This is a genomic window from Grimontia sp. NTOU-MAR1, from assembly GCF_035758505.1.
GTDB classification, from domain to species: Bacteria; Pseudomonadota; Gammaproteobacteria; order Enterobacterales; family Vibrionaceae; genus Enterovibrio; species Enterovibrio marinus.
Genome location: NZ_CP142108.1, coordinates 1111025 through 1123531 on the forward strand (window position 1 = coordinate 1111025; position 12507 = coordinate 1123531).

The following is a 12507-nucleotide window of genomic DNA, read 5'->3' on the forward strand; positions in this document are numbered from 1 at the left end:
TTGGCATTCTACATAAGTTTTTTTAGCTGTCACGCACTAATTTCGGCGTTTTGGTTTGTTTGCTTCTTTATCGAGCAAATCTGATAAATATCAGCCACATTGATCAAAGTTTTAGCAAAAACCTCTGGATTTTTTATAGCAGCCCTTACAAACCGTGGCCTTTGTGTGCCATCAATAAAAAAGCCAGCTTGTCATCGCTGGCTTTAGTCTTTGATATTTCAAGATGATTAGATAGCTTTAACGTCGAAATCCACTTCTGGGTTGACGTCAGCGTCGTAGTCCACACCCTCGACACCGAAGCCAAACAACTTCAGGAATTCTTCTTTGTATTCGACGTAGTCTGTCAGCTCTTTCAAGTTATCTGCGGTAATTTGTGGCCACAGGTCACGACAATGCTGTTGAATGTCGTCACGCAGTTCCCAGTCATCCAAACGCAGACGGTTTTTGTCATCTACTTCTGCTGCCGAGCCATCAGCCTTATAAAGGCGCTGGCTGAACATACGGTAGATTTGCTCCATACAGCCTTCATGTACATCTTCAGCGCGCATTTTCTTGAACACCATCGCGATATAGAGCGGCATAACTGGAATCGCAGAGCTCGCCTGAGTCACAACTGATTTGAGCACTGCAACATTTGCGGTACCGCCCGTTGCAGAAAGCTTGTCATTCAGCGCTGCAGCAGCACGGTCTAAGTCCATCTTCGCGCGGCCCAATGCGCCGTCCCAGTAGATTGGCCATGTCAGTTCAGTACCGATGTAGCTGTATGCCACGGTCTTACAACCGTCAGCCAGCACGCCCGCATCAGACAGTGCCTGAATCCACAGTTCCCAATCCTCGCCGCCCATCACGGTAACGGTGTCTTTGATTTCCTGCTCTGTTGCAGGCTCAACACTGGCTTCGATGATTTGGTCTTTGTTGGTGTCGACCGCTGTAGAGGTGTAAACATCACCAATTGGCTTCAGTGATGAACGAACCACTTCACCGGTTTTTGGCAGTTTACGAACTGGGGAAGCCAGTGAGTAAACCACCATATCAACCTGACCAAGATCTTCTTTAATCAGCTCGATCGCTTTCTTTTTCGCTTCATCAGAGAATGCATCACCGTTTAGGCTCTTTGAGTAAAGGCCTTCTTCCTTGGCGAACTTGTCGAATGCCGCAGAGTTGTACCAACCCGCTGTGCCCGGCTTTTTCTCTGTGCCTGGCTTTTCGAAAAACACACCGATGGTCGCTGCACCGCCGCCAAACGCAGCAGCAATGCGCGATGACAGGCCATAGCCGCTAGATGAACCCACCACCAGTACACGTTTTGGTGCGTTGGCTATTGGGCCTTGGGCTTTGGTGTATTCGATTTGCTCTTTTACGTTAGCTTCACATCCTTTTGGATGGGTAGTCGTACAGATAAATCCGCGAATTTTCGGTTTGATGATCATATTCAACCTTCCTTTCAAAGTTGGGCTTAGGATAAATACTTCATCTTGTTTTGGCACTTATTTTTGTCGCAAAACCCCAATTTCGGGTAGTGGTTGGAGGTGTTAGCAAGAAAAAACGCCGCTGTTGCGGCGTTTTTGAGAACAATTCTGCTGTTATGCAGCTTTACCTTTCTTTCGGCTTGTCGGCACAGGTGCCGAGTCTGACTTGAACCAGGAAGGGTCGAAGTTATCCACCTGAATCGCTTCGTAGCGAAGTCCATCAGCGTGTTTGACTTGATCGACTTCTTCCTGAGTCAGAATGTTCTGTTCAAGGGCTGCATCCAAACGATCTGACAACAAACCTTTCGCAGGAATTTTCTTCTCCTTTGCTGCAACCGCCATTTTCTTCTCCAGTGGTTTCACTGCCACCATGGCTTCGAAGGCGCGCTCCATGATAGCTACTGGGTCAGTTGCTTTGTCACCGACATAGCAAAGGTGCGTCAGACGCTCACGATGTGCACCCGGCGTCATCAGCAGGTCAGCAATTTGCGTTGCCAGCTTGTCTGATGGTGCTTTGTAGTGCATACCCAGTGGGAAAAGGATGGCACGCAGCGAGAAACCAACACCTTTCTGTGGGAAGTTATTGAACGCGCCGTCAAACGCCTCCGCACATTTGTTCAGGCAGTATTGCAGTGAATAATGAACGAAAGGTAGGTCTGACTGTTGGCGACCTTCATCTTCATAGCGTTTCAATACTGCTGATGCCAGGTAAAGGTGGCTCAGCACATCACCCAAACGGGCTGAGAGCATTTCACGGCGTTTTAGCTCACCGCCCAATGTCAGCATGGCTACATCAGCAGTGACCGCCAGCGCACGACTCATACGGGACAGTTGACGGTAGTAAGCCGCTGTTTCGCCTGAAACCGGTGATTTGTTGAAGCTGGAACGGGTAAACGCATTAGTGAAAGACATCAGCACGTTCTTCGTAGCAAAGCCAATGTGCTTGATGAGAAGAGAATCAAACACTTCTGCACCTTTTTCGCCATCAGCCTCTGCCGCCGCTTCCATTTCTTTCAGCACATAAGGGTGGCAACGTGTCGCCCCCTGGCCAAAGATCATCAGGTTGCGGGTCAGAATGTTTGCCCCTTCTACAGTGATTGCAACGGGCATACCAAAGTAATGATGGCCCACATAGTTTAGTGGCCCCAACTGGATGGCTCGACCTGCATGGATATCCATCGAGTCGTTTAGGATAGTTCGCGCCAGTTCGGTCATGTGGTATTTGGCGATTGCGGTCACAATACCCGGTTTCTCTTTCATATCCAGAGAAGTCGTCGTCAATGTGCGTGCCGCTTCGAGCATGTAGGTGTAACCACCAATGCGTCCCATCGCCTCGCCCACGCCTTCAAATTTACCAATGTGCATACCGAACTGCTTACGTACATACGCGTAAGAACCAGTGGTACGCGCCGTCAGGTGACCGACTGCCGTGCCCAGTGCTGGCAGAGAAATACCGCGGCCCGCTGACAGACATTCCACCAGCATACGCCAGCCACGACCCACATAGTCTTGACCACCGATAACCCACTCCATTGGAATGAAAACATCCTGACCACGTGTTGGACCATTCATGAAGGACAAACCCAATGGATTGTGACGTTCACCGATTTCGACGCCTTTATGATCCGCTGGGATAAGTGCACAAGTGATACCGAGTTGTTCTTGGTCACCTAACAGGCCTTCTGGGTCATGAAGTTTGAAAGCAAGGCCCAGCACAGATGCGACCGGCGCAAGTGTGATGTAACGCTTGTTCCATGTCAGGCGAATACCCAGCACTTCTTTCCCTTCATGCTCGCCCATGCATACGATGCCTTTGTCCGGGATAGAACCTGCATCTGAACCCGCTTCAGGGCCAGTCAAAGCAAAACAAGGAACATCCTTCCCATTTGCAAGCCGTGGCAACCAGTAATTCTTTTGATCCTCAGTACCGTAGTGCGTTAACAGTTCACCCGGACCCAGAGAGTTAGGTACCATCACTGTCACTGCTGCACTCAAGCTGCGTGTCGCGATACGTGATACAATCGTCGAGTTCGCATAGGCAGAAAACTCAAGACCACCGTATTCTTTTGGAATGATCAGCGAGAAGAATTTTTCTTTTTTCAGAAATTCCCACACCTGTGGTGGCAAGTCTTTACGTTCTTGAACAATGTCGAAATCGTCCAGCATCCCCAGAAGTTCTTCCAGTTGGTTATCCACGAACGCTTTTTCTTCTTCAGTTAAACGCGGCTTTGGATACTGCAGCAACTTGCGCCAGTCGGGATTACCGGCGAACAACTCGCCATCCCACCATACACTGCCAGCTTCCATCGCCTCACGCTCCGTTTCAGAAAGCGGCGGAAGTACCTTTTTGAAAAACTTAAACGCTGGGTCGCTTAAATAGCGTCTTCTAAGTGATGGTTGAGAGCTCATGATTCAGATCCTTGTATTTGTAACACGTAAATTTCTTATTATTTTTTTAGCTTTAGCCTGCACTGCGTGGAATATCGCGCGGCACAAGTGATAGTTCCTGACTGGCAGGTGCATCTACACCAGCAGCCAGATAAGGAATCAATCGATCGAGAATGTCTTCAGTAGTCACATTGTTTCCGAAGTCATTCTCCGCAATTTCACTCAATGCTACATTCGACGCCATGGTGAAAATCACCGCGCCCAGGGTAAAGTGAAGTCGCCAGAAAACATGTTCAGGTTTCAGTGAAGGATTTGCTTTGATGACAGCCTGGGTAAAGAGGGTCAGTACGGAATCGTAACGCGTTGTAATAAACCAGCGGAGGTGACCCTGTACGTCGGTGTAGCCACGGCCGATGAGCTGCATGAAAGTCGATGCGCCATGGCGGCGAAAGGTGTCCAATCCCAAAAGTGGGCGCTTGGTACATGCAAACACTTCTTCCATCGAAATGTCATCTTTGACCAGTAGCAGTTTTAATTCCTGCTCCAGTAGCGGCATGAACTGTTCGAGATACCGGGCGAGAACCGCACGCACAAGTGACTTCTTATCACCAAAGTGATAGTTAACAGAAGCTAGGTTTACACCCGCCTTGCTCGTGATGGTGCGAAGAGAGGTCTCTTTAAAACCATGCTCAGCAAACAACTGCTCCGCGGCATCGAGAATTTTTCCTTTGGTTTCGCCTTTCCCTGCCATTTTCATTCACCTGTATTAAACACTTGTTTAACTTTACATCTCGTTAGCATTAATAACAACCCCTAAACAACCATCAAAAAAGCCTATGTTCTTGGGCAAAAAATGTGTTGTCGTAACTTGTTGTAAAGTAATGTCATTCGAGGAAATGGCTTAGTGTCACACTCATTAATGAGAAAAAAATCGAACCTTTTGGGAACAATTGGCATTTCATCAGGTCACATATAATGCCACTGCTTTTTCTTAGAAGTTTTTATTCTTCTGGAGCCCGTACACTGAGTTGAGTACGGGCTTTTTTTCGTCTGGCGTCAGGGATTAAGGAGCTTGAAAAGAGAATAATTTTTCGAAATTTTTGAACTTTATGAAAACACGCCAGTCTCAAAGTATGTAGATAGCAGATAAGTGCCTTTTGATGTATTGCTGGCCGCCACACATGAATTCTGACTTATCGCTAGATGCTGCTGCTTTTTCTTACTCCTGCTTACAAATATTCATGTTGCCCGCTTCAGATGAAGCGGGCTTTTTTTGTTGTCTGCATTTCACGAATTCATATCGGGAAAAGGCATATCAAAAGGTGACGGATACTTCAGCGTCAGACTCAATGTTTTTAACGTATGGGTGGGCTCAATCACTTTCCCCTGCCCTCCATCTTCAATAAATACAGGTTCCTTCATGCCCAAACCATTTGCAGCCCAACGATAGAAGTCAGATCGCGTCGGATGATCTGTTGCACTCAAATGGAAAACCTCTCCGCCTCGCTGCAACGAAATAATGGAGCTTATCGCTTCAATACAGTCGTCGCGATGAATGAGATTCACTGGATCCAACCCGCCGCTGACATTATCTCTTCCTGCCAAGTGTTTCCCTGGGTGTCTCTCATCACCAATTAAACCTGTCAGTCTCAGCACGACACCATGCTCACCGAACTCGCTTAGCACGTATTCTTCAATTTCCCGATGTGCTTTTCCAGATTCAGTATCCGGCTCACACACTGTGTTTTCTGTAACGACCCCTGTGATACTGCCGTAAACGGAAGAGGTACTGATAAAGATGAACTGCTTCACCCCACCAGACTTTGCCCTATCGACTAAATTCTTCATGGCATCAGCAAATTTGTGTCTGTCAAAAGAACGCCGGCCCGGCGGGATGTTGGCAACAAAAACATCACTACCAAACAGAGGCTGAGATGATGATTCTGCATTTTCACTGTATACATCGAACACCACACTATTAATATTCTTCAATTTCAGACTTTTAAGTGAATCCTCGCTACGTTTACTGCCTGTAACCGCATACCCACCTTGGTGCAAATATTCGGCGAGTGGAAGGCCAAGCCAGCCACACCCGCTTATTGAAACTGTTTTATATGGTTCCGACATAGAAAGCTCCCTGTAAGCAATTTTCATTTCTTATCTTCATTCATTCGAGACGTGCCACAAGAACCGAACGCAATTCGCATTTGATGAAAAAAACCTCCGGGGCTGTGTAATTAAGCAACTAAAAGCGTGAATGAATACAAATTTTTAAAGGTATTTTTTGGTTAAAATGTCATTAAACGAATCCAACCGTTAAAATCGACTATAACATTGTTGGACATCGAAATATTTCACCCAATAGCGTCAGACTGAGCAGACCAAAAAAACAAGGTGGCAATGACTGACAAAACAGACAGCGGAAGTAACGCGGTAATCTGAATGAACACCCTGGAAAAAATACAAAAAAATATTGAAAACTTTAGTAAGTCGGAAAGGAAAGTCGCTGAAGTGATTATCGCCTCTCCCCAGACTGCTATTCACTCCAGCATAGCGACGCTCGCCAAAATGGCAGACGTCAGCGAACCAACGGTGAACCGTTTCTGCCGAAGGCTGGATACCAAAGGCTTCCCTGATTTTAAACTTCATCTGGCACAAAGCCTGGCAAACGGTACACCCTATGTGAACCGAAATGTCGAGGAGCACGACAGCGCTGACGCTTACACCTCGAAGATTTTCGAATCGACGATGGCGTGTCTGGATGTGGCGAAAAACAGCATCGACCCTCATCAAATCAACCGCGCGGTAGATTTGCTGACACAAGCCAAGAAAATTTCTTTCTTCGGCCTTGGAGCATCGGCTTCTGTTGCCCATGATGCTCAAAACAAATTTTTCCGCTTCAACATTCCAATTGTTTGCTTCAATGATATCGTGATGCAGCGTATGAGCTGTATCAATTGTTCAGATGGTGATGTCGTTGTGGTGATTTCTCACACCGGACGAACCAAATCACTGGTTGATGTGGCAAACCTTGCGAAGGAAAATGGCGCTACCGTTATCGGAGTGACAGAGAAAGGTTCTCCACTTGATAAAGTCTGTTCTCTGACCATCACACTGGATGTGCCGGAAGATACCGACATCTATATGCCTATGGCAAGCCGCGTGGTTCAGATGACCGTCATTGATGTTCTAGCAACAGGCTTCACTCTTCGCCGAGGCCCTGGGTTCCGTGAGAACCTCAAACGAGTAAAAGAAGCCATCAAGGATTCTCGATTCAATAAGGAATCGCTCACCTGATTTAAAGGGCAGACCTAAGGTCTGCCCTTTTTCTTTGAGTTCCGCCCGCTCAGCTACACTTCTTAATAAAGATAATTATCACTATCTATACAGCTATCTTTTCGTAAGCATTTTTACTCAGGAGACTGTCATGTCTGAGAATTTACGTCGAACAAAGATCTTGACCACGTTGGGGCCAGCGACTGATAAGGAAGATGTGCTGGAACAAATCATTGCTGCTGGCGCCAACGTCGTTAGGATGAACTTTTCTCATGGTACCCCTGAAGACCATATAGAACGTGCCAACAAGGTACGTGCTATCGCAGCTAAGTTGGGGCGCCATGTCGGTATTCTTGGAGACCTACAAGGACCGAAAATACGCGTATCAACTTTCGCCAATGGCAGAGTTCAGCTAGTTGTGGGCGATCGTTTCGTTTTGGATGCTGCGCTTGAGCCCGGGAAAGGTGATAAAGAGTGTGTGGGCATTGACTACAAAAACCTCCCCAATGATGTCGATACAGACGATGTTCTCTTGCTTGATGATGGCCGGGTACAGTTGAAAGTCATCTCGGTAGACGGTACTCGTATTCTTACTGAAGTCATGGTTGGAGGGCCACTTTCGAATAACAAAGGCATCAACAAAAAAGGTGGTGGCCTCTCTGCGCCCGCTCTAACCGACAAGGATAAGCAAGATATTCTTACTGCAGCAAAAATCAAAGTGGACTTTCTAGCCATATCCTTCCCCCGTAATGGGGACGACATGCGTTTGGCAAGGTCGTTAGCCAAGAAGGCGGGATTGGAAACTAGCTTGGTCGCTAAAGTAGAACGCGCTGAAACTGTCTCTTCTGACGAGAATATTGACGATATTATCGAGGCGTCTGACGTCGTTATGGTGGCACGTGGAGATCTGGGCGTAGAGATTGGCGATCCTGAACTTGTAGGCGTACAGAAAAAACTCATTCGTCGCGCACGTTCGTTGAATCGATGCGTTATTACTGCAACCCAGATGATGGAGTCAATGATCAAAGCGCCCATGCCAACGCGTGCTGAAGTCATGGATGTTGCAAACGCTGTCTTAGATGGGACAGATGCCGTTATGCTCTCCGCAGAGACGGCTGCAGGCGACTATCCACTGGAAACAGTGAAAGCCATGGCAGAAGTTTGTATTGGTGCAGAGAAAATGCCATCGATTAATGTTTCAAACCATCGCCTCAACAAGGAGTTTGAGTTGATTGAAGAAACGGTTTCGATGGCGACAATGTATGCCGCGAACCACATGCCTCAAGTTAAAGCGATGGTGACATTGACCGAGTCTGGCAGGACAGCGCTGATGATGTCGAGGATTAGTTCCGGTAAACCTATTTTTGCACTATCCAGACACGAATCGACTCTGTGTCGATTAGCGTTATACAGGGGGGTCACTCCCGTACACTTCGAAAGTGATACAGGTGCAGGTTCTGAGGTTGCTCACAGAGCCATTGCTCACCTGAAGCAACTGGGGTATCTGAACCAATGGGATGTGGTGATTATTACTCAAGGTGACATCAACGAGTACGTAAAAACCACAAACACGATGCGTTTAATCACCGTGACCTAGCTGGTGTCTGGTACCAACGAATCTTCCGAAAGCCCCGACCCTCAGGGGCTTAATCATCTGATTCATTCTACTTTTTTAGCCACCCTTTCTCAGCAGCTTCCGTCAGTATCGTCTGTACCTTTTCCCAAAGAAGTACTGAACCTTTTTCTATCTTGCTGTTAATCTTCAACGCTTGATCATGCCGAACGCCGTACTCTTTCCAGCTTTGTCCTTCGCTGTGATAGTTCAGGAGCATAGGCAGCATACGATCCAACGCTTTTCCATAGCGCGCTTCAGGTGTTTCCCCTGCTTCAAACTCCAACCAAAGAGCCATTAGCGCGTCCCGCTGGTCTTCCGGCAATAAACCAAAGATACGCTTCGCCGCTTTCAGCTCTTTCTCAGGCTGAAGTTTTGCTGCTTCCAAATCATAAACAAAGGTATCGCCCGCATCGATTTCCACTACATCGTGAATAAGCAGCATTTTGACCACTTTTGCCACATCGACAGCTTCGTTGGCATGCTCTTGGAGCAAAACTGCCATCAAAGCAACCTGCCAGCTGTGCTCAGCAGAGTTTTCCAACCTACCTGCATCACTCCTAACACGAGTTCTCCTGAGTACCGCTTTGAGTTGATCAATCTCTACAATCAATGCCAGTTGCTTTTCCAGCCTTTCAACCGCCGACATATCACTCATTGGTCGAGGCTACCCATTTGGTGTTAATGACAGAGGTGAGGATGTGGTCTTCCCAGTTCCCGTTGATCAGCAGGTAATCTTTGGCTTCGCCTTCTTTTTTAAATCCCGCCGCGTTCAGAACCGCTTCACTGCGTTTGTTTCTTGGCATGTAAGACGCCATGATGCGGTGCAAATTCAGGTTATCGAAAAGCCATTGGTTGGTCGCCTTCAGTGCCCGTCGCATAATACCTCTCCCCTGTGCTGTTTCAGCCAGTGAATAGCCCACATTACAGGCGTGAAAAGGGAACTGCATGATGTTGTTATAGGTAATTACCCCACAGACCTCATCATTGCCCTCTTCGAAAATCATGAAATAATAGGCAAGTCCGTGACGCTGCAGTTCGATTAATTGAATAACGCGCCTTTCCCAACCTTCTTGGGTAAAGAAACTGTCTCCCCGCAAGGGTTCCCAAGGTGCCAGATACTGGCGATTGACCTGAAAATAGCTCACGATAAGTGGGAGATCAGGCTTCTGTATCGCACGAATAATAAGATTATCAATACGTAAATGCGGGAAAGGGTTTATAATTTCGACAGACAATTCGCCTCCTATCCAACTGTGTCGTTACTTATGTATTACGATAGCTTTGAATCACCGCTGGGGAAAATTCACTTATTGGCTGATGAGTCTGGGCTCAGACAATTGACCTTATGTCTTCATCACCCTGTTGAGTCGTGCAAACAGTGGAAACACTCTCCCAAGCACCTCACTCCGTACAAAAAACAAATTCTCGAGTTCCTCAAAGGGGAACGCTCCAAGTTTGACATTCTACTCGCGCCAGACGGCACAGGGTTCCAGCATAAAGTCTGGCAAGTACTCCGTGAAATCCCATACGGAGAAACAAGGTCTTACGCTGATATTGCGCGGGAAATCGGCAATCCTCAAGCTTCTCGGGCCGTCGGAATGGCGAACAATGTCAATCCCATCCCTTTGGTCATCCCTTGCCACCGTGTCATTAGCAGCGGTGGTGAATTGACCGGCTATCGCTATGGTTTGGAGATCAAACAAAAGCTCCTTACCATGGAAAAAAACGGTGGCTGAGACCACCGTTTTTGTTTTTTATTTCTTACCAATGCTGTATTCACGAAGTTTGTTTGCCACAGCGGTGTGAGAAACGCTGAGTCGCTTCGCCAGCTTACGAGTTGAAGGATAACTGCGATATAAGTTCGACAAAATACCCGACTCGTAACGCTTCATAATGTCGTCCAGCGAGCCTTCCAGTGTCTCCTCAGTCAGGAAAGCACTTTGCTCCGTTTCCGGCAATTGGATGTCATCTTTGGTCAGGCAGCCTTCTTCGATTTGTGTCATTGCGCGGAACAGCACGTTTCTAAGCTGTCTAACGTTACCAGGCCATGAATATTGATTCAGCAACTCGAGTACGCCTTGTTGCAGCATCGGTCTTTCCTGCCCCAATTCTGCGGCGAACTGATTAAGGAAAAGTTCAGCGAGCGGTTGCACATCCGATGGACGCTCACGCAGCGGCGATACCGTCAGGGAAAGAACATTTAGTCGATAATACAAATCCTCTCGGAATTGCCCTGCGGTTACGCGCTCTGACAGGTTTTTCTGCGTTGAGCAGATCACACGCACATCAACCTTGATTTCTTTCTCTTCACCTACACGGCGGAAAGTACCATCCTGCATAAAGCGAAGCAGTTTGATTTGCAGATGTTGGCTCATCTCCCCCACTTCATAGAGGAATACGGTCCCACCATCAGCTTGCTCAAGCTGGCCTTTCTTTCCTTCATGACCTTCCATTGGTGCACAGCCAAACAACTCGGTTTCTGCAGCATCATCTGGCATGGACACACAGTTTACCAGCAGAAACGGATTTTCCGCACGGTGTGAACGTTGGTGACAGGCTTTAGCCAGCATCTCTTTTCCTGTGCCGGTTTCACCTTGAATCAGCAGCGGTGCATCCAGCGTCGCAAATTTTTTGGCCTGATTCACCAAACTACGAAACTTACTGGATTGTCCCACCAAATGCTCAAAACCGTGCTCGCCCGGCGTGCGGTACAAGGTGGTGGGCAGATGATTAATGGAAACTTGCTTAAGCTGAATTACCGCGCTTGCCAACACATCTTTATCTTCACTGTCGGTCACATAAACGGGCATCACTTCCATCAGGTAATCCATGCCTGAAAGCACAACCTGGCGGTGGATTTGACCAGCGTTATCACGCTCTAGCCAATGGGTGAAGTTGAAGTCAGGGAACACAGTGTTGGCAGACTCGCCAATTAAGTCAGATTCTTCGCTGCCCATCAGACGCAATGCTGCCTTGTTCGCCATGTCGACTTTACCACTGAGGTTAACCGAAAAGACGGGATCGCTGAGTGTTTCAAGCAACGCGCGCAGCTCACGATGTTCGCGCTCGGCGGGCAGGAACTGGATTTTCCGTACATCAGTCACGCCGCTGATCAGACGGATTTCGGACATCAAATGCCGGAACTCTTCGAATTCCACTTCTGGGCAGTTGAGGTAGATAATGCCGACCTGGTCGATTTCAATACCGCGCAAGTCAATATTGCGACGCGCCAGAATGTCGAGGAGTTCGCGGGTTAATCCAAGTCGATCTTCGCAAAAGACCTGTAATCTCACGTTGGTGTCCTGTATGCAGTGGGCTGACGGCATCCTGTATTACGGTGTCAGCCGCGTTGAAATGATAAGTCTCTGAGGCGAAACCTCATCAATCCCTGATGGATTGCACTATTCAATTAGCTGTATAAATAAGTGTCAGGAATTGTTGACAGTGAGAGGAGTGTGCGCCTCTCAAGCCATTCAGTCAAGAGGCGTCAATGAAAACGTGAGAGAGCCAATCCTCTCCCTGCAAAAGGAAAACAGCGCCATTGACGTTAGGGTCTGCTGACCTTTGGTGATGGTTTTTGCAGCAGTTTGTGGGGATTTTATGCATGGCAGAGGCTTCGATGTGTAGCTGGCCTTCACGGGAAGCCAGTAACGCAGGAGAAAGTCCCCACAAACGCTACCCGAAGGGTTCGACTGCGCGTCCCATAACCTAAGCGTTTTGTGCTTTGTTGAGGGCCACTAGGCGCACACACCTCGCCGC

At 47.8% G+C, this 12507-nt stretch carries 10 protein-coding genes; 3 read left to right on the top strand and 7 right to left on the bottom strand.

Annotation, left to right across the window (positions count from 1 at the left end; genetic code table 11):
• Positions 1-227 precede the first annotated feature (227 nt).
• The 4 genes from fabV to VP504_RS05120 all read right to left on the bottom strand — a co-directional run bounded on the left by fabV (position 228) and on the right by VP504_RS05120 (position 5984).
• Positions 228-1430 carry an enoyl-ACP reductase FabV gene (fabV, locus tag VP504_RS05105; protein ID WP_325893248.1) on the bottom strand — a complete coding sequence of 401 codons (1203 nt, stop codon included), beginning with the start codon at positions 1428-1430 and terminating at the stop codon, positions 228-230.
• Between the two features lie 153 nt (positions 1431-1583).
• The gene (locus tag VP504_RS05110) at positions 1584-3878 is read right to left on the bottom strand and encodes an acyl-CoA dehydrogenase (protein WP_325893250.1); all 2295 of its coding nucleotides are present in this window, start codon (positions 3876-3878) and stop codon (positions 1584-1586) included.
• A 52-nt stretch (positions 3879-3930) separates the two neighbouring features.
• Entirely contained in the window at positions 3931-4608 is a 678-nt protein-coding gene (locus VP504_RS05115) for a TetR/AcrR family transcriptional regulator (protein ID WP_325893251.1), read from the bottom strand.
• A 536-nt stretch (positions 4609-5144) separates the two neighbouring features.
• Positions 5145-5984, bottom strand: a complete 840-nt coding sequence (locus VP504_RS05120; RefSeq protein ID WP_325893252.1) for an NAD(P)H-binding protein — start codon at positions 5982-5984, stop codon at positions 5145-5147.
• Positions 5985-6299: 315 nt separating this feature from the next.
• On the opposite strand from VP504_RS05120, the gene VP504_RS05125 reads away from it, so the two are divergent.
• Positions 6300-7154, top strand: a complete 855-nt coding sequence (locus VP504_RS05125) for a MurR/RpiR family transcriptional regulator (protein WP_062706753.1) — start codon at positions 6300-6302, stop codon at positions 7152-7154.
• Between the two features lie 130 nt (positions 7155-7284).
• Positions 7285-8730 (top strand): pyruvate kinase, encoded by a 1446-nt coding sequence (gene pyk, locus VP504_RS05130; protein ID WP_325893253.1) that lies wholly within the window; start codon positions 7285-7287, stop codon positions 8728-8730.
• A gap of 67 nt (positions 8731-8797) precedes the next feature.
• Here pyk and VP504_RS05135 read toward each other — a convergent pair whose 3' ends face one another.
• The gene (locus VP504_RS05135; protein ID WP_325893254.1) at positions 8798-9403 is read right to left on the bottom strand and encodes an HD domain-containing protein; all 606 of its coding nucleotides are present in this window, start codon (positions 9401-9403) and stop codon (positions 8798-8800) included.
• Positions 9396-9983 carry a ribosomal protein S5-alanine N-acetyltransferase gene (gene rimJ, locus VP504_RS05140; protein ID WP_325893255.1) on the bottom strand — a complete coding sequence of 196 codons (588 nt, stop codon included), beginning with the start codon at positions 9981-9983 and terminating at the stop codon, positions 9396-9398. The genes VP504_RS05135 and rimJ overlap by 8 nt, the downstream gene beginning before the upstream one ends.
• Positions 9984-10013: 30 nt before the next feature.
• Here rimJ and VP504_RS05145 point away from each other — a divergent pair, with 30 nt between their 5' ends.
• Positions 10014-10484, top strand: a complete 471-nt coding sequence (locus VP504_RS05145) for a methylated-DNA--[protein]-cysteine S-methyltransferase (RefSeq protein ID WP_325893256.1) — start codon at positions 10014-10016, stop codon at positions 10482-10484.
• A gap of 18 nt (positions 10485-10502) precedes the next feature.
• Here the strand turns inward: VP504_RS05145 and tyrR are convergent, their stop codons facing one another.
• Positions 10503-12041: a transcriptional regulator TyrR gene (gene tyrR / locus VP504_RS05150; RefSeq protein WP_325893257.1), complete on the bottom strand. Its 1539-nt coding sequence runs from the start codon at positions 12039-12041 to the stop codon at positions 10503-10505.
• Between the last annotated feature and the right edge of the window lie 466 nt (positions 12042-12507).